Origin of the sequence: Streptomyces sp. NBC_00582, assembly GCF_036345155.1 — a bacterium.
In the GTDB taxonomy this organism is placed as follows: Bacteria; Actinomycetota; Actinomycetes; order Streptomycetales; family Streptomycetaceae; genus Streptomyces.
The window spans coordinates 6044964-6069573 of sequence record NZ_CP107772.1; the positions used below are offsets into that span (position 1 = coordinate 6044964).

The window sequence follows — 24610 nt, forward strand, 5'->3', positions numbered from 1 at the left end:
CCCGCGAGCTGATGGCCTTCACCCTGGCCTCCCACATCCTGCTGGTGCCGTTCGGGGTCGCCCTGCCCGCCCTCACCCTGCTGGTGCACCACCGCGGGCTGCGCAGGGGCGACGAGGCCGCGCTGCGTCTCGCGCGCCGCTGGTCGGCGGTGATGGCCGTGCAGTTCGCCATCGGCATCGTCACCGGCACCGTGCTGTCGTTCGAGTTCGGGCTGCTGTGGCCCGGCATGATGGGCCGCTGGGGCGATGTCTTCGGGCTCGCCTTCGGCATCGAGGGCTGGGCCTTCTTCCTGGAGGCCGTCCTCATCGCCCTCTACCTCTACGGCTGGCGCACCCTGCGCCCCTGGCCGCACTTCTGGGTCGGGGTCCCGCTGTGCGCGTCCGCGCTGCTCGGCGCGTTCGGGATCATCGCCGCGAACTCCTGGATGAACACCCCGCGCGGCTTCACCCTCGACGCGTCCGGCGACCCCGCCACAGTCGACGTACGACGGGCCGTCTTCACCCCGATCTTCGGCCCCGAGTACTGGCACTTCCTGGGCGCCGCCTATCTGACCGCCTCCTACTGCGTGGCCGGCGTGTACGCGGTCGGATGGCTGCGCGGGCGCCGGGACCACTACCACCGGCTCGGCTTCACCGTGCCGTTCACGGTCGCCGCGATCCTCACGCCGATCCAGTTCGTGCTGGGCGACTCGCTGGCCCGGGCCGTCTTCCACCAGCAGCCGGTGAAGTTCTCCGCGATGGAGATCGTCTGGACCACCGGCACCCATGTGCCCGAGTACATGTTCGGAATCCTGCGCTCCGACGGCTCCGTCTCCGGCGGCATCAAGATCCCCCAGCTCGACTCGATCCTGGCCGGCTTCAGCCCCGCCACCCGGGTGCAGGGGCTCACCGCCGTCGCCGCCGACACCCGCCCGACGACCACTCAGGCCACGATCGTGCACTGGGCGTTCGACATCATGGTGACCCTCGGCAGCCTGCTGATCCTGCTCGCCCTCTGGTACGGCTGGGTCTGGCTGCGCCGCCGCGACCTGCCCCGCTCCCGCTGGTTCTTCCGCTGCGCGGCCGCCGCCGGTGCGGCGTGCCTGGTGTGCGTGGAGTGCGGCTGGGTCACCACGGAGGTGGGCCGCCAGCCCTGGATCGTGTACGAGCACATGCGGGTGTCGGAGGCGGTCACCGGTACGCACGCGTACGGGCTGTGGACGATGTTCGGGATCGTGGTCGTCGTCTACGTCTGTGCCTTCGCCGCGTTCCTGGCCGTCGTCCGCAGGATGAGCGCCCGGTGGCAGGCCGGGGACGTCGTACCGGAAGGGCCGGAGGGGCCGGAGGCGCCGGAGAGCGAGATCCCCTACGGGCCGCGGGCCCTGTCCGGTGCCGGGGAGCGCACGGCGGGTTCCGGGCACGGGGACGGGCACGGGGACGGGGACCGCGGATGACCGTCGAGAGTCTCATCGCCTGGGTGCTGCTGATCCTGGTCGCCGCCTACGCCTGCGCCGGGGGCACGGACTACGGGGCCGGGTTCTGGGACCTCGTGGCCGGGGGCGCCGAGCGCGGGAAACGGCCCCGGTGGCTGGTCGACCACGCGATGGCGCCGGTGTGGGAGGCCAACAACGTCTGGCTCGTGTTCATCCTGGTCGTCCTGTGGACGGGCTTCCCGGTCCTGTTCCAGACGGTCTTCACGGCGATGTGGCTCCCGCTCGCCCTCGCCGCGGTGGGCCTCGTCCTGCGGGGCGCCGGGTTCGCCCTGCGCAAGCCGACCCGGCGACTCGCCGGACGCCGGGTCTACGGCGCCGCGTTCGCCGTCTCCTCCCTGCTCACGCCGTTCTTCCTGGGCGCGGTCGTCGGCGGTCTCGCCACCGGCCGTATCGCCCCGGGGACCCCGGCCTCGGCCGACGCCTGGTCCAACAAGACCTCCGTGATCGCGGGCCTGCTCACCGTCGCGGCGACCGCGTTCCTCGGCGCGGTCAACCTCACCGCCGACGCCCGCCGCTTCGGCGCGACCCGGCTCGTCGGCTACTTCCGGCTGCGCGCCTGGGCGAGCCTGGCCGCGGTCGCCGTCCTCGCGTGCGTCGGCCTCGGCATCACCCACGACGACGCCCGGTACGTGTACGACGGCCTGACGAGCGGGACCGGGCTGGTCCTGGTGATCCTCGCCGCTCTGTGCGCGCTCGCCACCGCCGGACTGCTGCTCCTGACGGCCACCGGCTGGGCCCGGCTCACGGCGGCCGCCTCGGTCGCCCTCGTCGTCTTCGCCTGGGGCACCGCCCAGCGGCCGTACCTCATCCCGACCTCGCTGACCGTCTCCCAGGCCGCCGGAGTCCCGACCACCCTGCGCTGGCTCGCCCTCGTCATGCTGATCGCGGTGGTCCTGGTCGGCCCGCCCCTGGTCCTCCTCTACCGCCTCGACACCAAGGGCGCCCTGCAACCCCTCACCGACACCGACCTCCGCCGACCGGGCCCCGGAAAGGGCCCCGAGGGAACGACGTGACCGAAGCCGCCGCGGGGAGGCGCCCAACCGGTGAGCCGGGCGGTCGGGGGCCGGGTGGTTGAGGGGCCCGGGGGAGATTCGGGGCCGGGCGGCTGCGGCCCCGCTGCGGCCGCCGGTGAGCGTCGGGGTGCGGGGCGGTCCGGGTGGTCGTGGGGTGGAGACGTCAGGTGAGGAGGATCGCCACGTCGCCGTTGCGGGGGGTGGGGCCCGTGCGGCGGGTCACGGGCAGGAGGCGGCCGTCGGGGCGGACCAGGAAGAGGAGTTCGGCGCCCCGGGGGAGCGGGCCCGCCACCGGGTGGGCGCCTACCCGGGCGCCCTCGGCACAGCGGCGGGCCAGTTCGGCGCCGGTCAGGTCCGCCCCGAAGAGCACCTCGCCCCCGGAGTACGGGGCGACGACCCCCTCGCTGTCCGCGGGCGGCCCCAGCCGCTGGACCGGGCCCTCGATTTGGCCCGCCAGACGCGTGGCGGCCAGCGCGTTGAAGTCGTCCTCCTCGGTCAGCAGCAGCACCCCGGTGAGGCCTTCCAGCTCGGCGCCGGCCCCGGTGGCCGCCGCGAGCAGCTCCCCCGGGGCCAGACGGAGACCGGCCGCGGTGATCCTCTCCCGCTCCTCCTCCCGGCCCGCCCACAGCACGACCTCCAGCCCCGCCGACCGCAGCGCCAGCCCCAGCTCCACCACCCAGGGGGCACCGCCCACCAGCAGCGGCCGCGAGCGCGCCGTCCGCACCACGCGCAGCCGCCGGGCCACGGGCGCGGCCGTCAGCCCGTACAGCGTCACCGTCGCCACGATCACCACGAACGTGGCGGGCAGGATCCTCGACGCGCCGCCGATCCCGTCGTCCACCAGCGCCGCCGAGAACGTCGACGCGGTGGACGCGGCGACGATGCCCCGGGGCGCCATCCAGCCCACGAACCCCCGCTCCCCGCGCGTCAGATCCGTCCGCAGACCGGAGACCACCGCCACCACGGGCCGGGTCACCAGGACGAGGACGGCGACGATCCCGAGCGCCGGCAGCACCACATGGCGCAGCGACTGCGGGGTGACCGTCGCGGAGATGGAGACGAAGAGCAGACCGATGACCAGGTGGACGAGCGTCTCGAAGAACGGCCTGCGGGTGGAGACGCCGACACCGGGCAGATTCGCGACGGCGAGGCCCATCAGGACGGCCGCGATGAGGCCGGTGTCGTCCCGGGCCACGTCACAGGCGGCGGCGACCCCGACCACCGCCGCGAGCTGCACCGTCGCCCCCAGCACCTCGCCCGGCCGGAGCCGGCGCAGCAGCAGGACCAGGACCGCCGAGCCCACCACGCCCCCCGCCACACCGACCGCCACACTGAGGAGGAACGCCCCCACCCGGCTGCCGAGGCCGTGCTGCTCGCCGGCCGTCACCGCGTGGAAGACCACCGCGCCCAGCAGCCCGCCCACCGGGTCGATCAGGGACCCCTCCCAGACGAGGATCCGCTGGACGCGTTCCGTGGGGCGTACGAACGTCAGCAGCGGGCCGACCACCGTGGGCCCGGACACGACCACGATCGCGCCCAGCATGATCGCCGCGTCGCCGGACATCCCGAGCAGCGGGGCGGCGAGCAGCGCGGCCGACACACAGGTGACCGGCACACCGAACCACAGCAGTCGGCGCACCACCCGGCGGGTGTGCGACACGAACCGCCGTAGATCCAGGCCCAGACCGGCGTCGTACAGGATCACCGCGACGGCCAGGGACACCATGGGGGAGAAGGCGCCGCCCAGCAGCCGCCCCGGGTCGACCTCGTCCGTGAGCGCCCCGGCGGTGAAACCGACCGGCAGCAGCACGATCAGAGCCGGGATCCGCAGCGCCCCCGCCAGCACCTGCGAGCCCACCGCCAGCACGGTGATCAGGGCGAGACCGGTGAGGATCTGGTCGGTCGTCACCGCCGGTGTCCCTTCGGGGGATCGGCGGATTCAGCCGACTGGGCCCGTCCCGGATGACGCGGACCGCAGGTCGCGGCAGCCTGGGCCCAAGAGAGCCCGATGACCTCCCGCAGGGCTTGCCGCACAGACGAGGACCCGTCGCCATGATCTGTCGAAGCCGCGCCGGCCGGCGGGCCGCAGCCGTCGTTCTCGTGTTCGCCGTCGCGGGCTGTACGGGGCACTCCGCCGTGGGCACGATCGAGTACACGACCCCGGGCGACCGGGTGGTGCAGATCCAGAGCCCCTCCCGCGACGGCTGCCACCCGCTGCCCGGCGGCGCCCACCACGTCAGCAACTACACCGACGACGACATCCGGCTGTACGCCAACACGGACTGCGTGCTGACGACGGCGGGGAACGACCAGAGCGGCCGGATCGGCGGTGAGGCGTTCTACCTCGGTACGCAGATGGCCGTCGAGTACACACCCGGTCAGTCCCCGTGGCTGAGCTACTCGGTGGTCGGCGGGGGCGGCTGAGCCCCTCAGGACGCGGCCTCGGCCGCTTCGAGGGAGGCGAGGACCGCCTGGACGTTCAGCCGCCCGGAGGCGACCAGCTGGCCGCCGCCGCGCCGCAGGGCCGCGGCGAACGGCGCCGCCCACAGGTTCTCGTAGACCAGCAGCCCGGCGGAGTTGCCGGGCTCCACCGCCACGGCCGCCTCCTCCAGGTCGTCCTGGCCCAGCACACCGGAGTGGACGCCCTCGAAGACGGTCAGGTCCAGTTCGCCGTCGCCGGTGAGATCGGCGATCTCCAGGGCGGTCACCGAGCCGTCCTCGTCCTTCCTGATGAACATCAGGTCCAGGATGCGGACGATGCCGCGGTCCACCAGATCGACCAGCAGCGGGAAGGCCTCGCCCGTCATCCGGTTGCCGGGGAACTCCACGACCAGGTAGTCGATGGGTCCCATCTCGTCGATTTGCTCGCTCACGGCGGTCACCTCTGGTGCTCGTGGGGTCCCCGACTGCCATTGCAGCACCGGACCCGGGCCGTCGCACCCGCTGCCCGGTTCATCCGGCCGGCCGCATCCCGGAAAGCCGGCTCACCCCTCCGGCCGCTCCCGGCTCGCCCGCCCGCCTCCACCGGGATCTCCTCGGAGGCATGACAGGCAGCGACACACCGCCGCCGGAGCGGCAGCCGGATCGTGAGCCGAACCGCGAGCCCGATCGCGCGCAGGAGCGTGAGCTGGAGGAACTGCATCGCCGCGTACGGGAGCTGGAGAGCGCCCGGCACGAGCCCAGGCACCGGCTGCGGGCGCTCGGCTCGACGCTGCTGATCATCCTGGCGTCGCTGCTGGCCCTGCTCGCGGTGGTCGCCGTCTGGGCCAACAGCATCGTGCGGGACACCGACCGCTATGTCGCCACGGTGGCGCCGCTCGCCTCCGACCCGGACGTCCAGCAGGCGGTGACCACCCGCGTCACCGACGCCGTCATCCGGCAGATCGACGTGGACGGCCTGGTCAAGCAGCTCAGCGACGCGGCGAAGGAGCAGGGTGTGCCGCCGAGGATCGCGGGGCTCGTCGACGACCTGGACGGCCCCATCACCAGCGGTCTGAAGGACCTGATCAGCAGCACGGTGATGCGGGTGGTCTCCAGCCCGGCCTTCGAGACGGCCTGGAAGAACGCCAACCGCCGGGCCCACTCCGCCGTCGACAAGGCGCTGACCGGCAGCTCCGACAGTGTCGTGCAACTGAAGGACGATCAGGTCGCCATCGACGTCGGGCCCGTCGTCGCCCAGGTGAAGGACCGGCTGGTCGACGCGGGACTGACCGTGGCGTCGAAGATCCCGGCCGTCCACACGGACTTCGTGGTGGTCCAGGGCAAGGACGTCGGCAAGATCAAGACATATATGCGGATCCTGGAGATCGTCGGCAACTGGCTGCCGATCATCGCGGTGCTGGTGGCCGCCGCGGGTGTGTTCGTCGCCGCCCACCGGAGGCGGGCGCTGATCGGGGCCGCGATCGGCTTCTTCCTCGCCATGGTGCTGCTGGGCGTGGCCCTGAGCGTCTTCCGCGCGGTGTACCTCGACCATCTGCCGACGGGCACCAACGAGGGTGCCGCGGGCGCGATCTACGACGCGCTGGTGCGGTTCCTGCGCTCCAGCGTGCGGGCGGTCGGGGCGCTGGCCCTGGTCACGGCCATCGGCGCGTTCTTCGTCGGACCCTCGCGGCCCGCCGTGTTCACCCGGCACTTCTTCAGCAGGGGCATCGGCGCGGGCCGGGACGTGGCCCTCGGGGCGGGGCTGCGGCTCGGGCCGGTGGGCCGGTTCGTGCACCGCTTCAAGACGTGGATCGGGGTGGCGATCCTGGCGGTCGCCGCGATCGTCCTGTTCACCTGGAGCTATCCGACCATGGCGGTCGTGATCTGGACGGCCGTGATCGTGCTGGCCGCCTTCGGCATCCGCGAGTTCCTGGACGCCGGCGACAGCGGCGGCACGCGGGATGCCGCGGAAGGCGGGGACGGCGGGCCGCGGGACGAGCCCGCGACGGTCTGACGCTCTGGGTGCGCGGGGCCGGGCCCTGCCGGATGGTGGGAGCATGCGGACCTCCCACGAGCTCGGCGAGGCCGGCTTCCGGTCGCTGTACCGGCGGCTGCTGAGCACGGCCCCCGGCGCCGCCTCCCCGCGCGGCGCCCTGGAGACCCTCACCCCCGACCGGGTGCTGGCCGCCGTACGCGAGGTGCGTTCGGGCCGTACGGTGTCGCTGGCCGCCCCGGTCAACACCGTCGCCGCGGCCGACGATCCACGCCCCGCCGAGCACCGGCTCACCGCACCACCGGGTGGCGTCCCGGCGCCCGGCGGCGCACTGGAGTTCGCCCGGGACCGCTTCGCGATGGACGTCCACGGCGACGTCAACACCCACCTCGACGCCCTGTGCCACGTCCTGTACGACGACACCGTGCACGGCGGTGTCCCGGCCGCCGACGTCCTGACTCCCGAGGGGGCGCGGACCCTCTCCGTCGACCTGGTCCGCGACGGTGTCGTGGGCCGCGCCGTCCTGCTCGACGTACCGGGGCTGCACGGGCTGCCCTGGCTCGAACCGGGGACCTGCGTCACCGCGGCGGACCTGGCGGCCGCCGAGGACCGGCAGGGGGTGCGGGTCGGGCCCGGCGACCTGCTGCTCGTACGGGTGGGGCACCGGCGGCGCCGCGAGGAACTCGGGCCCTGGGACGCCGCCCGGGAGCGGGCCGGGCTGCATCCGGCCGCGCTGGAGTTCCTCGCCGAGCGGAGGGTGGCGGTGCTCGGCAGCGACGGCGACAACGACACCGCACCCAGCCCGGTGCACGGCGTGGACTTCCCGGTCCACGTCCTCGCCGTGCACGCGATGGGGCTCCATCTGCTGGACCATCTGCGGCTGGAGGACGTCCTGCCGGTCTGCGCGCGGGAGGGGCGCTGGTCGTTCCTGTGCGTGGTCGCGCCGGTGCGGCTGCCGGGGGCGACCGGGGCGCCGGTCAATCCGATCGCCGTGCTGTGAGCTGCTCTTGCGGGGTGCGGGCTCAGGACGTCAGTTGATGGATGCTCCGGCCCACCAGGAACAGGCCCGCCACCAGCGACACGGCGACGAGCGCCTGCTCCTGGTGCGTGCGGAACCACGTGTGCAGCCTCCTCAGGCGCAGTCGGGCCGAGTCGGGGGCGAGCAGGGTGTAGATCTCCATCGCCAGCAGGCTGCTCGTGGCGAGGACGCAGTACGCGATCAGGGCCAGGGAGGAGGAGGTGTCCGACAGATCGGCGCCCACCACCGTCGCCGCCCCGGCCGCCACGAGCCCCCATGGCTGCAGCAGCGGCGCCAGTCCGGCGGCGGACCACACGGAGATGCGGTCGAGCCGGCCCGTCATCCCGCCGGAGGACTCGTGCCGGTGGGAGGCCCGCCCGTCCCGCCGCTGTCGCGGCCGACGCCGGTGCAGGCCGTATCCGATCAGACCCACGCCGACGGCCAGCTTGACGGCGGAGGCGGCGGTGGAGGGCGGGGACCTGGGGGCCGGGGGGTCTCCGCCGGTGGTGAGCAGTACGGCGGCCAGGACGACGACGAAGCACCCGAGCCAGGAGACGATGAACGCGAGCCCCTTCCAGGTGCCGCCCCGTGCCGACAGCACCAGCACGAACGCGGTCACCGACAGCGGGAACACGGCGATCGCCACCCCGATGACCACCAGATCAAGCACCATCACACCCCCCGCACACCCGCACCACCCCGGAACCCCGCACACCCATGGCCCCATGGTCACCGCCCCACCGACCCCCCGCATCCCCGCCCCTGCCACCCGGCCGCAACCGCCACCTGCCGTGCCCCACCCCACCCGCCCCGTCACCCGTTCCGCCGTCGCCGCGAGCCGGGAGGGCCGGAGGGCGGCAGGCTGGCTTCATGCAGGCAGGGAGTGGGGCCGGCGGCGGGGGAGGGCGGTGGCGGGCGAAGGGGGCGGCGGCCGGGGGCTGGGCGAAGGGGCTGCGGGGGCGGGCCGAGGCGCGGTTTCCGCTGATCACGCATCTCATGTCGCACCTGATCTCGGTGAACGTCCTCGACTCGGCGACCCGGCTGGCCGCCCAGACCTTCCTCACGGCGATCCCCCTGATGTTCGTGGTGGCCTCGTTCGCCCCGCAGGAACTGCGCGAGCAGTTCCTCGACTCCCTTCACCACGTCTTCGGCCTGTCCGGCAGCGTCGACGACGAGCTGCGCAAGGCCCTCCTGAACACCGGCGACCCCTCCGACGAACTCCGCCAGACCACCGGTTTCGTCAGCGTGCTGATGGTGCTCATCTCCGCCACCGCGTGCAGCCGCGCCATGCAGCGGCTCTGTGAACGCGCCTGGAGCATGCCCGGCGCCAGCGCCCGGGTGGCCGCCTGGCGCTGGCTGGCGTGGCTCGCCGCCTGGCTGCTCATGATCGGCCTCCAGGGAGTCCTGCGCGACGGCTTCGGCCTGGGCCCCTGGCTGGGCGTACCGCTGCTGTTCCTCGCGGAGGTCGGCCTGTGGTGGTGGACCCAGCACCTGCTGCTGACCGCCCGGCTGCCCTGGCTGCCCCTGCTGCCGGGCGCGCTGCTGACCGGGGCCGCCCTGAGCGTCCTGACCGCCACCGCGTCCCTGTACGTGCCCCGGGCCCTCAACCACAGTTTGGACAAGTACGGCTCGCTCGGCGCGGTCTTCACCCTGCTGTCCTGGCTGATCACCCTGTGCGTGGTCGTCACCCTGTGCATCACCGCCGGCGCGGTCGTCGCCCGTGAACCCTGGGCGGCCCGTCGGCTGGGCACACCCGAGCCGAGTCGCCGGGAACACCCTCCGGAGCTACCTTGACAAAAGGGCACCAAGCGCCCCTTTTCCGTCCTCTCCGAGAACGGCGGCCGGTATGCGCGACGCGCGGCACCACGACGTCATCGGCACCGGCGCGGGAGGCGGCACTCTCGCCCATCGGCCGGCACCCAGCGGAAAGAGCGTCCTCATCGAGTTCTACGGTGCCGCCCTGATCCGCCTGCGCCCGAGGAGTTCGGCGAGCTGCGCCACCACGGCGGTCTGTCCACCACGACGGTCTGTCCACCACGACGGTCTGTCCACCACGACCTCGACAACCTCTACGTCGTCGACACGAGCTTCGTCCCGAGCACCGGCGCGGTCAATCCGTCGCTGACGGCCATCGCCAACGCCCCGCGCGTCGGCGACCACTTCGTGGAGCGTCTGCCATGAGCCAGTCCACCCCCACCGGCCACGACCTGCGTCACCGCACCCCGAGGGAGCGCGCCGAGCGCGGGCGGGCCGCGCGGAGCGCCGTACCGAGGTCCTCGCACGCCGAGTACACCCCACCGCCCAAGCGCACCGACCCGGTGGACATCATCGAGGGGCAGTCGGCGAAGCGGGTCCCCGAACTCGTGCCGATCCGCTACGGCAGGATGAGCGAGTCGCCGTTCCGCTTCTACCGGGGCGCCGCCGCCATCATGGCCGCCGACCTGGCCGAGACGCCCCGCACCGGCATCCGGGTGCAGCTCTGCGGGGACGCGCACATGCTGAACTTCCGGCTGCTGGCCTCGCCGGAACGCCGGCTGATGTTCGACATCAACGACTTCGACGAGACCCTGCCGGGCCCCTGGGAGTGGGACGTCAAACGGCTGTCGGCCAGCCTCGTCATCGCGGGCCGGGCGAACGGCTTCGGCACGAAGGAACGGGCCCGTGTGGTGCGGGCGGCCGTACGGTCGTACCGCGGCTGGATGCGCTCCTTCGCCGGGATGGGCAATCTCGCGGTCTACTACACCCGTTTCGAGGCGGACGAGCTGCAGAAGCAGTTCGCCCCCGAGATCGGCGGGAAGAACCGCGAGCGGTGGGACGAGGCCCGGGAGCGGGCCCGCGGCCATGACACCGTGCAGGTCTTCGACAAGCTCACCCATGTCGTCGCAGGCAGGCGGCTGATAGCCAACGACCCGCCGCTGCTGGTCCGCCTCCACGATCTGCTGCCGGGAGCCGAGGGCGGCGTGCTGGAGACGGAGATCAGCCGGCTCGTCGAGCGCTACGGGCAGACCCTCCAGTCCGACCGCCGGTACCTGCTGGAGAGCTACCGGGTCGCCGACGTGGCCCGCAAGGTCGTCGGGGTCGGCAGCGTCGGCACCCGCTGCTGGATCGTGCTGCTGCTCGGCAAGGACGACGAGGACCCGCTGTTCCTCCAGGCGAAGGAGGCCGACGACTCGGTCCTCGCGCCCTACGCGGGCTCCGGCGGGTTCCGCACCCAGGGCGAGCGGGTCGTCAGCGGGCAGCGGCTGATGCAGGCGACCAGCGACATCTTCCTCGGCTGGGAACGCACCACCGGCATCGACGGCCGCCGCCGCGACTTCTACGTCCGCCAACTGCGCGACTGGAAGGGCATCGCGGTGCCCGAGAGCATGTCGCCGAAGCGGATGACCCTGTTCGCGCAGGTCTGCGGAGCGACCCTGGCCCGCGCCCACGCCCGCTCCGGCGACCGCATCGCGATCGCCTCCTACCTGGGCGGCGGCGATGTCTTCGACCGGGCGCTGGCGACCTTCGCCGAGCTGTACGCCGACCAGAACGAGAAGGACCACCAGGCCCTCCTCGACGCCGTGAGGACGGGACGGGTCCTCGCCGAAGCGGCCTGAGAGGGACGGGGGCCACAGGGCCGAGGGGGCCGAGGAGGAACCGCAATGGACCGTTACCCGCCCATCGCCGACCACGGGCTGATCGGCGACCTGCAGACCGCCGCCCTGGTGACCTCCGGAGGGGTCATCGACTGGCTGGCGGCGCCCCGCTTCGACTCGCCCAGCGTCTTCGCGTCCCTACTCGACCACGACGGCGGCGGCCACTTCCTGTTCGCGCCGACCGCCCCCGAGGTGACGCGCCGCCAGTTGTACTACCCGGACAGCGCGGTCGTCGTGACCCGGTTCCTGTCGCCCGACGGGGTCGGCGAGGTCATCGACCACATGCCGGTCATCGAACCCCGGGTCCCCTCCGAGCGGCACACCGTGGTGCGGTTGGTGCGGACCGTGCGCGGCACCGTGCGCTTCGACCTGGACTGCCGGCCCCGCTTCGACTACGGCCGGGCCGGCCACACCCTCGACCTGTCCGACGGGTCCGCCGCCTTCCGCTCCCGCGGGGCGACCGCCCACCTGCAGAGCACGTTCCCGCTGCAACCGCACGGGACGGACGTCCGCGGCTCCGTCACCCTGAACGCAGGACAGTCGGCGGCCGCCGTGTTCACCGTGGGCGGCCCGGCCGACGAGGCGCCCCCGCCGCCGACCGTCGAATCGGCCGAGAAGGACATGTGGGACGTCATCGACTTCTGGCAGCGCTGGGTGCGCACCTCCCGCTACCGGGGCCGCTGGCCGGACATGGTGAACCGCTCGGCCATCACCCTCAAACTGCTCACCTACGCCCCGAGCGGCGCCCCCGTCGCCGCCGCCACGATGGGCCTGCCCGAACAGGTCGGCGGGGAACGCAACTGGGACTACCGCTACACCTGGGTGCGCGACGCCTCGCTGTCCGTACGGGCCCTGCTCGACCTGGGCTTCCTCGACGAGGCAGGCCAGTTCGTGCGCTGGCTCGGCGACCGGCTGCGGGCCCGCGACGGCTCCGGCGGCGAACCGCTGCAGATCATGTACCGGGTCGACGGCGACCCGCTGCTGACCGAGGAGACCCTCGACCACTTCGAGGGCTACCGCGGCTCCAGTCCCGTACGCGCCGGGAACGCCGCCGCCGACCAGCTCCAGCTCGACATCTACGGCGAGCTGTTCTACGCGATGTCCGAGGGCATCGACGAGATCGGCCAGCAGGTCGGCTACCACGGCTGGAAGGGCCTGACCCGGCTGATGGACTGGCTGTCCGACCACTGGGACCGGCCCGACGAGGGCGTGTGGGAGACCCGCGGCGGACGCAAGGACTTCACCTACAGCCGGGTGATGTGCTGGGCCGCCTTCGACAACTGCCTGCGCATGGCCGAGGAGTTCCGCCGCCCCGCGAACACCCAGCGCTGGACCCGGGCCCGCGACGAGATCCTGGAGCAGGTCATGGAGCGCGGCTGGAGCCAGAAGGAGCAGGCACTGGTCCAGCACTACGGCGGTGACGTCCTCGACGCCTCGCTGCTGCTCGCCCCGCGCGTCGGGTTCATCGCCCCGCGCAGCCCCGGCTGGCTGTCCACCCTCGACGCGATCGACCAGCGGCTGGTCTCCGACAGCCTGGTCTACCGCTACGACCCGGCGGCCTCACCCGACGGACTGCGCGGCTCCGAGGGCACGTTCAGCCTGTGCACCTTCCTGTACGTCGACGCGCTCGCCCGCGCCGGCCGGCTCCCGCAGGCCCGCTACACCTTCGAGAAGATGCACACGTACGCCAACCACGTGGGACTGTTCGCGGAGGAGATCGGCCCGAGCGGCGAGCAGCTCGGCAACTTCCCGCAGGCCTTCACCCATCTGTCGCTGATCATGGCCGCGTCGACCCTGGACGACGCCCTCGACCGGACGGCGGCTCGCTGAACGGGGGGATCGCGGGCCCCTGCGGCAGCGTCTCGACCACCACGAAGGAGATCACGGTGGCCAGCACCACCAGCGCCACCGTGTCCACATTGCCCAGCAGCAGCACGACCAGCACCACACTGCTCACCGGCACCCTGAGGGCCGCCGTCAGCGAGGCCGCCATCCCCGCCGCCATCGCCGGCACCAGCCCCAGCCCGGGCAGCGGCGCGAGCAGGACGCCGGCCGCCCCGCCGAGGAACAGCGACGGGAAGACGGGCCCGCCGCGCAGGCCGCCCAGACACAGCGCGTAGGCCAGGGCCTTGAACACCAGCACCGCGACCAGGGTGCCCACCGACCAGGCGTGCGGGTCCTGCGCCAGGCGGGACAGCGCGGCCTCCCCGGACAGCGCGGCCTCCGCGGGCGACCGCCCGGTGGAGACCGCGTACAGGGTGACGCTCACCGCCACGCCGATGCCGCACAGGGTGGTGTGCAGGACCGTGCGGGTCGTGACGAACCCGGCCGTGAACCGTCCGCCCACGAAGATCCCGTGGACGGCGAACGCGATGACCGGCGCCAGCACCAGCACCCACAGCACGTCCGGCCAGTCGAGCGGCGGCGGCTTGGGCAGACCGATGTCCAGGCTGCCCGTCTCGAACCCGGTCCAGTGCACGAACCCGGTGAAGATCAGGTCCCCGACCCCGCTCGCCAGCAGGGCCGGCAGCATCACCGCGAACAGCTGCGGCCCGCCGACCCCGGCCACCTCCATCAGCAGCACCCCGCCCACCAGCGGGTTCCCGAACAGCGCCGAGATGGACGCCGCCGCCCCGGCCGCGCCGAGCAGACCCTTGCTCGCCTCGGTCTGCGGCGCCCGCACGAGGCTCGCGAACAGCAGCGCGAGACCGCCGCCCAGCGCGATCAGCGGCGCCTCGGGACCCAGCACGACCCCGAGCGGCAGCCCGACCATGGCCGCCACCAGGACCCCCGGCAGCGCCTCCTCGGTGACCCCGCCCGCGTGCAGCCCGGCCGCCGGAAGGTGCCCGCCCCGCCCGGGGAACCGGGCGACCACCACACCGACCACGAGCCCCGCCACCGTCAGCAGCGGCAGCCCCCACCACCAGGGGGCCTGCTTCCAGCCCAGGTCCTGCGGCCACTCGGTCCAGATCAGGCGCTCCAGCTTGTTGAGCGCCACGAGGAACCAGAACGCGACCAGCGCCACCGGGATGCCGATCAGTCCGCAGAACACCAGCGCCCTGCGGTACTCCGGCCGGTTCAGCATGGTCCGCAGCACATCGGCTTCCTGGGGCTGGCTGCCCGCCGCAGGCCCGCCCTTGTCTCCACTCGTCACAGGAGTCATAGCAGGAGGAAACCATCCATGACGGTCGACGCCGTCCGCTGCCACGCCGTGGGCGCCCCGCGGCGCCCGGCCCTGTGGGATCGTGGTCCCGTGACGCTGGAGGACCTCGTCCGGCTGCGCCGGGCCCGTGACGCGATGGACCGCCACTACGCCGAGCCGCTCGACGTGCCGGCCCTGGCGCGTCTCGCCCTGATGTCCCCCGGCCACTTCTCCCGCAGCTTCCGCGCCGCCTTCGGGGAGACGCCGTACAGCTATCTCATGACCCGGCGGATCGAGCGCGCCAAGGCGCTGCTGCGACGCGGCGACCTGACGGTCACCGAGGTCTGCTTCGAGGTCGGCTGCACCTCGCTCGGCTCGTTCAGCTCGCGGTTCACCGAGCTCGTCGGCGAGACCCCGAGCGCCTACCGGGCCCGTGAACACGACGAGGGCACCGCCGTCCCCGCCTGCTACGCCAAGATCCACACCAGGCCGGTCAGGAACCCGGGCAGGAACCCCGTCGGCAACCCCGTCGGCAACCCCGTCAGGAATGGAGAAGCGAAAGCGGGGCCCCGCCCGTAGCGTGAGCCGCATGGCCCACACGCTCGCACCGCACCTCGCCGACAGCCACGACCTGATCCGCGTGCACGGAGCACGCGTGAACAACCTCAAGGACGTCAGCGTCGAGATCCCCAAGCGCCGGCTGACGGTGTTCACCGGCATCTCCGGCTCCGGCAAGAGCTCGCTCGTGTTCGGCACCATCGCCGCCGAGTCGCAGCGACTGATCAACGAGACGTACAGCGCGTTCGTGCAGGGCTTCATGCCGACCCTCGCGCGGCCCGAGGTCGACGTGCTCGACGGGCTGACCACCGCGATCATCGTCGACCAGCAGCGGATGGGCGCCGACCCGCGCTCCACCGTCGGCACCGCCACCGACGCCCACGCCATGCTCCGCATCCTCTTCAGCCGGCTCGGCACCCCGCACATCGGCCCGCCCAGCGCCTACTCCTTCAACACCGCCTCGGTCCGCGCGAGCGGCGCGATCACCGTCGAGCGCGGCACGCAGAAGGCGGTGAAGGCGACGTACACCCGCACCGGCGGCATGTGCCCGCGCTGCGAGGGCCGCGGCTCGGTCACCGACATCGACCTGACCCAGCTCTACGACGACTCCAAGTCCCTCAACGAGGGCGCGCTCACGATCCCCGGCTACAGCATGGACGGCTGGTACGGCCGCATCTTCAAGGGCTCCGGCTTCTTCGACCCCGACAAGCCGATCCGCCGCTACACCAAGCGGGAGCTGCACGACCTCCTCCACAGGGAACCGACGAAGATCAAGGTCGAGGGCATCAACCTGACGTACGAGGGGCTGATCCCGAAGATCCAGAAGTCGATGCTCTCCAAGGACGTCGACGCGCTCCAGCCGCACGTACGGGCCTTCGTGGAGCGGGCGATGACGTTCAGCGTCTGCCCCGAGTGCGACGGCACCCGGCTCAGCGAGGGCGCCCGGTCCTCGAAGATCGAGGGGCTGAGCATCGCCGACGTCTGCGCGATGCAGATCAGCGACCTCGCCGCGTGGGTGCGCGGGCTCGCCGAGCCGACGGTGGCGCCGCTGCTCGACGCCCTGCGGCAGACCCTCGACTCCTTCACCGAGATCGGCCTGGGCTATCTCGCCCTCGACCGGCCCGTCGGCACCCTCTCCGGCGGCGAGGCCCAGCGCGTGAAGATGATCCGCCACCTCGGCTCCTCGCTCACCGACGTCACCTACGTCTTCGACGAGCCCACCACCGGTCTGCACCCGCACGACATCCAGCGGATGAACGACCTGCTGCTGCGGCTGCGCGACAAGGGCAACACGGTGCTCGTCGTGGAGCACAAGCCGCAGACCATCGCGATCGCCGACCATGTCGTCGACCTCGGCCCGGGCGCGGGCACCTCCGGCGGCACCGTCTGCTTCGAGGGCGGCGTCGAGGGGCTGCGCGGCAGCGACACCGTCACCGGCCGCCACCTCGACGACCGGGCCGCCGTCAAGGACACCGTGCGCACGCCCACCGGGACGCTGGAGATCCGGGGCGCGACCACGCACAACCTGCGAAGTGTCGACGTCGACATCCCGCTCGGGGTGCTGACCGTCGTCACCGGGGTCGCCGGCTCCGGCAAGAGCTCCCTGATCCACGGCTCGATCCCGGCGGGCGAGGGCGTGATCTCGGTGGACCAGGCGCCGATCCGCGGCTCGCGCCGCAGCAACCCGGCGACGTACACCGGACTGCTCGACCCGATCCGCAAGGCCTTCGCCAAGGCCAACGGCGTCAAGCCCGCCCTGTTCAGCGCCAACTCCGAGGGCGCCTGCCCCACCTGCAACGGCGCCGGGGTCGTCTACACCGACCTGGCGATGATGGCCGGTGTCGCCACCACCTGCGAGGACTGCGAGGGGCGGCGCTTCCATGCGGCGGTCCTCGACCATCACCTCGGCGGCCGGGACATCACCGAGGTGCTGGCGATGTCGGTGGCCGAGGCGGAGGAGTTCTTCGGCGGCGGCGAGGCGCACACCCCGGCCGCGCAGCGGGTCCTCGGCCGGCTCGCCGACGTCGGGCTCGGCTACCTCACGCTCGGCCAGCCCCTCACCACCCTCTCCGGCGGCGAACGCCAGCGACTGAAGCTCGCCACGCACATGGCCGACAAGGGCGGCGTCTACGTCCTCGACGAGCCCACCGCCGGCCTCCACCTGGCCGACGTGGAACAACTCCTCGGTCTCCTCGACCGCCTGGTCGACGCCGGCAAGTCCGTCATCGTCGTCGAACACCACCCGGCGGTCATGGCACACGCCGACTGGATCATCGACCTCGGCCCGGGCGCGGGCCACGACGGCGGCCGGATCGTCTACGAGGGCACCCCGGCGGACCTGGTCACGGCCCGGTCGACACTGACGGGACAGCACCTGGCGGCATACGTGGGCGCCTGACGCCCCTTCACCCGGCCCCTTCACCCGGCCCCTTCACCCGGCCCTTTCGCCCGGCCCGCGGGGCCCGGCGTGCGGGGCCCGGCGTCCCCACCCGGCTCGCGGGGCCCGGTGTCCCCACCCGGCTCGCGGGGCCCGGTGTCCCCACCCGGCTCGCGGGGCCCGGTGTCCCCACCCGGCTCGCGGGGCCCGGTGTCCCCACCCGGCTCGCGGGGCCCGGGCCGTGGACCTGGCGCCCTCACCCGGCCCGCGGACCCGGCCCCCGGGATGGCGCCCGGACCCGGCGCACTCACCCCCGGCGCCCGAACGCCTCCTGCCAGGCCCGCAACAGCGGGCCCACGCCCGGCTCGGCGGGGGCGTCGGCGGTGGCCCCAGGCCCCGGGCTCGGCGCCCGGACCCGGGTCCTGGACCCGGTGCCCGGACCTGGCGCCCTCACCCGGCTCGCGGACCCGGTGCCCGGACCTGGCGCCCTCACCCGGCTCGCGGACCCGGGTCCCGGCGCCGGGGGCCGGGGCCGGACCCGGCCCCCGGCCCCGGCGCCCCGCCCCGGCGCCAGGGCTCGGCGCCCGGGGAGCGGACCCGGCGCCCTCACCCGACCCCGGACCCCGCGCCCTGAGCGGGCTTCGTGACCCGGCTCCGACCCGGCTCCGACCCGGCTCCGACCCGGCCCCGGATGGGGCCCGGACCTGGGGCCCGGACCTGGGGCCCGGACCTGGGGCCCGGCCCCGGCGCCCGGCCCCGGCGCCAGGGCTCGGCGCCCGGGAAGCGGACCCGGCGCCCTCATCCGACCCCGGACCCCGCGCCCTGAGCGGGACTCCTGACCCGGTGTCCTGCCGGGCGCCCTCGCCCGGTGTCGGTCGGCGTTCTCACTCCGGGTCGGCCCCCAGCGCCGTCATCGGGGTGACCCGGGACGCGCGGCGGGCCGGGAGGAGGCCCGCCAGGGCGGTGAGCAGCGTCAGGCCCGTGAAGACGGCCAGGAGTTGTCCCGTCGGCAGTCGCAGCGGGGCTTGGCCGACGGCACCGCGGACGAGCAGCCAGGCGTAGGGGACGCCGAGGGCCAGACCGAGGACGCCGCCCAGGACGCCGTACAACCCGGCCTCCAGGGCGATCGTCCGGCGCAGGGCCCCGCCGCCCAGACCGAGCGCGCGCAACAGCCCGAATTCACGGGTGCGTTCGATCGCGGTCAGGCCGGTGGTCGTGGTGACGCCGACGACCGCCATGAGGACGGTCAGCGCGACGAGCCCGAGCGCGGTGGTGAGCAGGACGTCGAGCGTGCCCCGGTTGTCGTCCCGTACCTCCGCCAGAACCTGCAGACCCGCGTCGTCCGGGTCGGCGACGTGCGCCCGGATCAGGGACTCCAGCGCCCGGTACGCCGCACCCCGCCCGGCGGCACCCCGGTGCGCGGCGTCGGCGAGGACACCGCTCGCGTGGGCGGACGCGCCCAGCCGGTCGAGGTCGCCGGGGGCGACGATCACCCCCGTCCGGAGCGGGCCCTCACCCGACAGCGTGGCGGCGACGGTCAGCCGGAGCCGGCCGTGCCGGGACGCAAGGGTGAAGGTGTCGCCCGCCCGTACACCCAGCGACCCGGCCAGGTCGGCGGCGACCACCGCGCGACCGGGGCCCAGGTCGTCGAGGGAGCCGGTGACGGTGTCGACGTCCTCGCCGGTCGGCAGCGCCTGCGGATCCAGATCGCCGACCTGGATCTCCGAACCGTCCACGGGCACCGGCAGCAGGCGGTACGGGGTGACGTGGACGAGTTCGGGCGACGCGGCGAACGCCCTGACCGCGCCCGCGTCCCAGCCCTCGGCGCCGGCCGTGACCGCGAAGTCGGCCGGGGCGGTGACGGCCGCCTCCCGCTGCAGCTGGCCGCCGAGACAGGCCACGGCGACGAGCGCGCCGGACACCAGCGCGACCCCGAGCGCGACCACCACGGAGACGGCCGCGGCCCGGCGCGGTGTGCCGCCGACCCCGCTGACGGCCAGCCGCCCGGTGGCGCCGAGCCGCCGCAGCGGCCACCCGGCCACGGCCAGCACGGGCCGTACCAGCAGCGGCCCCAGGGCGATGAGCGCCAGGAACGCGCAGCCCGCCGAGACGACGGTGACCGGCATCCCGAACGAGGCGTCGTGGTCCTGCCGCCCCCGCCCCGGCAGCTCGCTGACGAGCAGGGCGGCGAGCCCCGCCGCCAGGGCGGCGAACACGGTCCCGACGGTGAGCCGGGCGGGACCGATCCGGCGTTCCCCCGTGACCGTCCCGGCCGCCCGCAGCGCCTCGAGCGGCGACACCCCGGCCGCCGCCGACGCCGGGGCGAGCACCGCCCCCACGGTCACCAGTACCGCCCCCACGACCACCAGCACGCCGTACGACACCCCGGCCCCCGGCGCCGACAGCTCCCGTCCGGAGAGCAACCGCGCGGCCGCCGGCGCGAGATGCCCGGCGCCGGAGGCGAGCAGCACCCCGGTCGTGCCCGCGACCGCCCCCACCAGGGCGCCCTCCACCGCGAGCGCGGCCACCAGCCGGCGCCGGCCGGCGCCGATGGCCCGCAACAGCGCCAACTGCCGCAGCCGCTGCGCGAAGACGATCCGGAACGTCGAGGTCGCGACCAGGGCCGCCGCCCCCACCGCCACCGCCAGGAACACGGAGATCAGCCGGAACACCTCCCGCAGATCCCCGCCCACGGCGTCGCGTTCCTCCTCGGCGCGCACCGCGGCACCGGTCCTCAGGGACGCACCGGGGGAGTCGTGGTCCAGCACGGCACGCACCCGCCGCGCCAACTCCTCCGGTACGACCCCGTGCCCGGCCCGCACGTCGAGGCGCGGGAAGCCCGGCGACTGGGCGTACGGCAGCAGCCGCGCGTCGGTCGCGTACCCGCCCGCCTGCTGCTCGGCGGTCGTGCCGCTCCTGACCACGCCGGTGACGGTGAGGGGGACCTTGCGGGACTTCTCCGGGTGCGCGGGGTCGGGCAGGAGCAGGGCGGTGCGGGTGCCGGGGGTGAGGAGGAGTTCCTCGGCGGCCTGCCGGTTCACCGCGATCTCGCCTGCGCCGTCGGGGTAGCGGCCCTCGACGAGCTCGACCTGGGACAGCGGTCCGGTGCCGGGGTCGGCGTGGAGCGGCAGATAGCGGTCGAACCGGCCGGAGACCGCCCCGCCGGCGTCCACCCGTCCGACGGCCCCGGCGACCCCCGGCAGCGCCCGGATCCGCCGTAGCGTGGCGGCGGTGAACCCGGACCCCGAGTCCTCGCCAGGGGTCGCGACCAGGCCGACCGCCTCGGAGGTGCCGCGGAAACGGTCGAGGGTGGTGTTCACCGTGATCTGCTGGACCATGACGGTGGCGAAGACGACGACGGCCGCGACCAGCACGGACAGGCCGGTGGTGAGCAGACGGCCGGGGCGGCTGAGGAGCTCGGCGAGTTGCGAACCGAGGACGGTCGCCCGCCAGGAGGGGGCCGGGACAAGGCCCGTCGGACCGCTGGGGCTCAGCGGGCTCACCGGGTGGCCTTCTTCAGGGGCGACGCGGTGTCGTCGGTGAGGCGTCCGTCGGCGAGGACGAGGACCCGGTCCGCGTGGGCGGCGGCCCGCGGGTCGTGCGTCACCATGACGACGGTCTGGCCGAGGTCGCGCACCGAACGGCGCAGCAGGTCGAGGACCTCCGTGCCCGACCGCGTGTCCAGGTTGCCGGTGGGCTCGTCGGCGAAGAGGACGGCGGGCCGGGCCACCAGGGCCCGTGCCAGCGCCACCCGCTGCTGCTGTCCTCCGGAGAGCTCGGCCGGCCGGTGGGACAGCCGGTCGCCGATGCCGAGCACCCCGACGAGATGGTCGAGGAGCTCCCGGTCCGGGCGCCGGCCCGCCAGGCTGACGGGCAGCGCGATGTTCTCCAGCGCGGTGAGCTGGGGCAGAAGATGGAACGACTGGAAGACGAAGCCGACCTTGTCCCGCCGCACCCGGGTCAGCGCGCGGTCGGACAGCCCGGTCAGGTCGGTGCCGTCCAGCACCACCCGGCCCGAGGTCGCCGAGTCGAGCCCGGCCAGACAGTGCATCAGCGTCGACTTGCCCGAGCCGGACGGGCCCGCGATCGCAGTGAACCGGGCCCGGGCGAAACCGACGGACACCCGGTCCAGTGCCCTGATCTCCGTCTCGCCCTGCCGATACGTCTTCACCAGATCCGTGGCGGTGGCGATGTCTTCGAGGGCGGTCGCGCCGACGCCCGTTTCCTTTTCCCGCGTCGTGGCCATGAGCCGCATTCCCCTTTTCCCGCTCGGCGTCAGGGGGCGAGCGGCGGGAAGGTGATCGCGACCTGGGCGTCGGCGCAGTGCTCGTTGGCCTTGTCGGACAACTTCAGCACCTTCGCGTCCGACGGGGGAGTTCCCTCGCCCTTGGCCCGGTCCGCCGCCCACACCTCGTACTGGGCGACACGGAAGCCGAGGTACCCGTCCTTCATCTGCGCCCTGCGCATCCGCATGGTGTCCCGCTCCCACGCCAGGACGGCCGCCTCGTCGGCGGGGAGGTCCTGGGCGTCGTCCACGATCCGCTGGGCCAGCGCGCAGTCGGCCTTCGAGGCCTGGCTGGGCTTCTGGTACTCCTGCCACCGGAGCGCGGCGGCGGTCGCGAGCACGGCGGACAGCGCGAGGGCGAGGGACCCGAAGACGATCGCCTTCGTCCTGCGGGGGCGGGGGGACCCGGCGGAGCGGGTGGGGTCGGTGGGGATGACGGCAGACATACGACTCCTCCGGGAGATGTCCGGGAATTGCTCCGGGGAATTCCGGAGAACATGAGGAAATCCTCGAAGGAACGACGGCCCGGCACATCGGCCGGGAATGCGATGTCCGTACGGCCGGAATGCAACCGGGGTCGGAGGACGGGTCTACGACCGCGGTCGCAGACCCACCCGGTGACGCCCGGTCAGCCCGCCGGGCTCACGAGGCCGGCGTCGTAGGCGAAGATGACGGCCTGCACCCGGTCCCGCAGACCCAGCTTGGTGAGGATCTTGCCGAGATGGGTCTTCACGGTCGCCTCCGCGATGAACAGCCGGCCGGCGATCTCGCCGTTCGACAGCCCCTCGGCGACCAGTCGGAGCACCTCGCGTTCCCGCGCGGTCAGCAGGTCCAGCCGCACGTCGTGCCGGGGCGAGGGCGCGAGCCGGCCCGCGAACCGGTCCAGGAGCTGACGGGTGACGCGCGGCGCCACCACCGACTCACCGGCCGCCACGACCCGGATCGCCGCCACGACCTCCTCGGGCGGGGTGTTCTTCAGCAGAAAGCCGCTCGCCCCGGCCTGCAGCGCCGCGAAGGCGTCCTCGTCGGTGTCGAAGGTGGTGAGCACCAGCACCCGCGGCCCGTCGGGCAGCCGGCTCAGCCGCTCGGTGGCCTCGACGCCGTCCATGACCGGCATCCGGATGTCCATGATGACGACGTCGGCCCCGGTGCGGGCGAGCAGCGCGAGGGCGTCCGCGCCGTTCTCCGCCTCGCCGACGACCTCGATGTCGTCCTGCGCGGCCAGCACCATCGCGAACCCCGCCCGGATCAGCGGCTGGTCGTCCACGACGACCACCCGTATCGCCCCGCTCATCGCGCTCGTCCCACCGTTTCGTCGCCTGGCACCTTGTCGCGCCCCGTCAGGGGCAGTTCCGCTTCGACCTCCCAGCCCGTGCCGAGGCGGGGCCCGGCGGCGAAGGCGCCGCCGGACACCTCCACCCGCTCGCGCATGCCCACGAGCCCGTTGCCACCGCTGCCGCTCGTGCCGCCGCCCCGGTCCACGGCGGCCCGTGCTCCCGCCGGCCGGCCGCCCCCGTCGTCGACCACACCGATCCGTACGGCGTCCGCGCCGAACCGCAGCGAGATCGCCACCGCGGCCCCCGGCCCGGCGTGCCGCAGCACATTGGTCAGGCTCTCCTGGACGACCCGCAGCACGGTCAGCTCGTCCGCCGTGGACAACCCGCCCCGGTCGCCCTCGACGTCCAGCTCGACGCTCAGTCCCGCCGCGCGGGCCCGTTCGGCGACCGTCTCCAGATCGTCCAGCGAGACACGCCGCCGGCCGGCGTCCGCGTCCGCGGCCGCACCGCCCTGACCGGAGTCCGCACGGCCGGCGCGCAGCACCCGCACGATCCGATGCATGTCCTCCAGCGCGTCCCGCCCCGTGTCGGCGATCGCCCTGAGCGCCGTACCGGCCTTGTCGGGATCGGATCTGAGGGCGTATCCGGCGCCGTCGGCCTGAAGGATCATCACCGCCAGACTGTGCGCCACCACGTCGTGCAGCTCCCGGGCGATCTCCGCGCGTTCCTCCGCCGCCGCGAGCCGCACCAGATGCTCCCGCTCCCGCTCGGCGGTGGCGGCCCGCGCCTCGAGGCTCGCCACGTACAGCCGCCGGGTCCGCAGCACCAGGGCGGTCAGCCACAGGGCCGCGCAGACACCGGCGATCGCGACGACGTCACCGAGGGCCTCGCTGTCCTGCTCGCCGAACGGCAGCAGCCCGCCGAACGTCACGACCACCCCCACGAGGACGACCGCGCCCGCCGCGTACACGTGCCGCATCGAGCGGGCGTGCGTGACCACGGACACCATCGCGATGAGCAGCGCCCCGTCGTACGGCATCGGCCCGGCCCCCAGCAGGAACTGGAGCAGCGCGAGGCCCGTGACGACCCCCATCACCGCCGTCGGCCGGCGTCGGCGCCAGAGCAGCGCGAGCGCCATCGCCCCTCCGACGACCTGGTGGAGACCGTCGTCGGAGGAGGAGGTCGCATAGACCACCAGCGCCGCGAGCCCGACGTCGTACGCCGGCTGTACCCACGGCTGAGCCTGCACGCCGCGCACCATGGGCGACAGGCTACGCCGGGCCCGGATGGTCGACCGCCCCCGGACGATCACCCTGCCCGCGCGGGCAACGGGGTGCCCCCGCCGGAAGCGCGCCGGGTGGGGGCCGCGCGCACCCCTCGCCCCCGCCGCACGGCATGATCGGTGGACGGGATCGGCAG

The 24610-nt window shown here is 73.8% G+C and carries 19 protein-coding genes and 1 pseudogene; 11 read left to right on the top strand and 9 right to left on the bottom strand.

All coding sequences use genetic code 11. The annotated features are described in order from the left end of the window. The first annotated feature begins 11 nt into the window (after nucleotides 1-11). Nucleotides 12-1433, top strand: a complete 1422-nt coding sequence (locus OG852_RS27115) for a cytochrome ubiquinol oxidase subunit I (RefSeq protein ID WP_330349209.1) — start codon at nucleotides 12-14, stop codon at nucleotides 1431-1433. Continuing rightward, on the top strand, nucleotides 1430-2485 hold the full coding sequence (locus tag OG852_RS27120; RefSeq protein ID WP_133912138.1) for a cytochrome d ubiquinol oxidase subunit II: 1056 nt from the start codon (nucleotides 1430-1432) through the stop codon (nucleotides 2483-2485). The genes OG852_RS27115 and OG852_RS27120 overlap by 4 nt, the downstream gene beginning before the upstream one ends. Nucleotides 2486-2648: 163 nt before the next feature. Here OG852_RS27120 and OG852_RS27125 read toward each other — a convergent pair whose 3' ends face one another. Next, nucleotides 2649-4394, bottom strand: coding sequence for a cation:proton antiporter (locus OG852_RS27125; protein ID WP_330349210.1), 1746 nt, complete (start codon nucleotides 4392-4394; stop codon nucleotides 2649-2651). A 143-nt stretch (nucleotides 4395-4537) separates the two neighbouring features. On the opposite strand from OG852_RS27125, the gene OG852_RS27130 reads away from it, so the two are divergent. Next, nucleotides 4538-4909: a hypothetical protein gene (locus tag OG852_RS27130; RefSeq protein WP_330349211.1), complete on the top strand. Its 372-nt coding sequence runs from the start codon at nucleotides 4538-4540 to the stop codon at nucleotides 4907-4909. A gap of 5 nt (nucleotides 4910-4914) precedes the next feature. Here OG852_RS27130 and OG852_RS27135 read toward each other — a convergent pair whose 3' ends face one another. Continuing rightward, the gene (locus OG852_RS27135; RefSeq protein WP_133912395.1) at nucleotides 4915-5337 is read right to left on the bottom strand and encodes a DUF6325 family protein; all 423 of its coding nucleotides are present in this window, start codon (nucleotides 5335-5337) and stop codon (nucleotides 4915-4917) included. A gap of 191 nt (nucleotides 5338-5528) precedes the next feature. Here OG852_RS27135 and OG852_RS27140 point away from each other — a divergent pair, with 191 nt between their 5' ends. Both OG852_RS27140 and OG852_RS27145 read left to right on the top strand, forming a co-directional pair. Beyond that, entirely contained in the window at nucleotides 5529-6920 is a 1392-nt protein-coding gene (locus OG852_RS27140; RefSeq protein ID WP_330349212.1) for a hypothetical protein, read from the top strand. Nucleotides 6921-6963: 43 nt separating this feature from the next. After that, a complete protein-coding gene (locus OG852_RS27145) occupies nucleotides 6964-7899 on the top strand; it encodes a cyclase family protein (protein ID WP_133912141.1) in 936 nt (311 codons plus the stop codon). Nucleotides 7900-7921: 22 nt separating this feature from the next. On the opposite strand, the gene OG852_RS27150 is transcribed toward OG852_RS27145, so the two are convergent. Then, nucleotides 7922-8590 (bottom strand): GAP family protein, encoded by a 669-nt coding sequence (locus OG852_RS27150; protein WP_330349213.1) that lies wholly within the window; start codon nucleotides 8588-8590, stop codon nucleotides 7922-7924. A 197-nt stretch (nucleotides 8591-8787) separates the two neighbouring features. Here OG852_RS27150 and OG852_RS27155 point away from each other — a divergent pair, with 197 nt between their 5' ends. The 4 genes and pseudogenes from OG852_RS27155 (at nucleotide 8788) to OG852_RS27170 (ending at nucleotide 13382) form a co-directional block, all read left to right on the top strand. Continuing rightward, nucleotides 8788-9711, top strand: a complete 924-nt coding sequence (locus OG852_RS27155) for a YhjD/YihY/BrkB family envelope integrity protein (protein WP_330349214.1) — start codon at nucleotides 8788-8790, stop codon at nucleotides 9709-9711. Between the two features lie 258 nt (nucleotides 9712-9969). Next, nucleotides 9970-10098 (top strand): annotated as a pseudogene (locus tag OG852_RS27160) (GMC oxidoreductase); the annotation flags it as partial. Next, nucleotides 10095-11513, top strand: coding sequence for a DUF2252 domain-containing protein (locus OG852_RS27165; protein WP_133912144.1), 1419 nt, complete (start codon nucleotides 10095-10097; stop codon nucleotides 11511-11513). The pseudogene OG852_RS27160 and the gene OG852_RS27165, both read left to right, overlap by 4 nt. A 45-nt stretch (nucleotides 11514-11558) precedes the next feature. After that, a complete protein-coding gene (locus OG852_RS27170; protein ID WP_133912145.1) occupies nucleotides 11559-13382 on the top strand; it encodes a glycoside hydrolase family 15 protein in 1824 nt (607 codons plus the stop codon). Here the strand turns inward: OG852_RS27170 and OG852_RS27175 are convergent. After that, nucleotides 13330-14715, bottom strand: coding sequence for a chloride channel protein (locus OG852_RS27175; RefSeq protein WP_166663523.1), 1386 nt, complete (start codon nucleotides 14713-14715; stop codon nucleotides 13330-13332). The two genes, OG852_RS27170 and OG852_RS27175, sit on opposite strands and share 53 nt — an antisense overlap. Nucleotides 14716-14805: 90 nt before the next feature. On the opposite strand from OG852_RS27175, the gene OG852_RS27180 reads away from it, so the two are divergent. Continuing rightward, nucleotides 14806-15273, top strand: a complete 468-nt coding sequence (locus OG852_RS27180) for a helix-turn-helix transcriptional regulator (protein WP_330351500.1) — start codon at nucleotides 14806-14808, stop codon at nucleotides 15271-15273. Between the two features lie 10 nt (nucleotides 15274-15283). Further along, the gene (locus OG852_RS27185) at nucleotides 15284-17650 is read left to right on the top strand and encodes an excinuclease ABC subunit UvrA (RefSeq protein WP_330349215.1); all 2367 of its coding nucleotides are present in this window, start codon (nucleotides 15284-15286) and stop codon (nucleotides 17648-17650) included. 863 nt (nucleotides 17651-18513) lie between these two features. Here OG852_RS27185 and OG852_RS27190 read toward each other — a convergent pair. From OG852_RS27190 to OG852_RS27210, 5 genes are all read right to left on the bottom strand, one after another. Further along, nucleotides 18514-21132 (bottom strand): ABC transporter permease, encoded by a 2619-nt coding sequence (locus OG852_RS27190; protein ID WP_330349216.1) that lies wholly within the window; start codon nucleotides 21130-21132, stop codon nucleotides 18514-18516. Next, a complete protein-coding gene (locus tag OG852_RS27195) occupies nucleotides 21129-21875 on the bottom strand; it encodes an ABC transporter ATP-binding protein (RefSeq protein ID WP_330349217.1) in 747 nt (248 codons plus the stop codon). The genes OG852_RS27190 and OG852_RS27195 overlap by 4 nt, the downstream gene beginning before the upstream one ends. Nucleotides 21876-21904: 29 nt before the next feature. After that, on the bottom strand, nucleotides 21905-22360 hold the full coding sequence (locus OG852_RS27200; RefSeq protein ID WP_133912148.1) for a hypothetical protein: 456 nt from the start codon (nucleotides 22358-22360) through the stop codon (nucleotides 21905-21907). Between the two features lie 182 nt (nucleotides 22361-22542). After that, a complete protein-coding gene (locus OG852_RS27205; protein ID WP_133912149.1) occupies nucleotides 22543-23208 on the bottom strand; it encodes a response regulator in 666 nt (221 codons plus the stop codon). Next, nucleotides 23205-24452 (bottom strand): sensor histidine kinase, encoded by a 1248-nt coding sequence (locus OG852_RS27210; RefSeq protein ID WP_330349218.1) that lies wholly within the window; start codon nucleotides 24450-24452, stop codon nucleotides 23205-23207. Before OG852_RS27210 ends, OG852_RS27205 begins: the two co-directional genes overlap by 4 nt. Nucleotides 24453-24610: the final 158 nt, after the last annotated feature.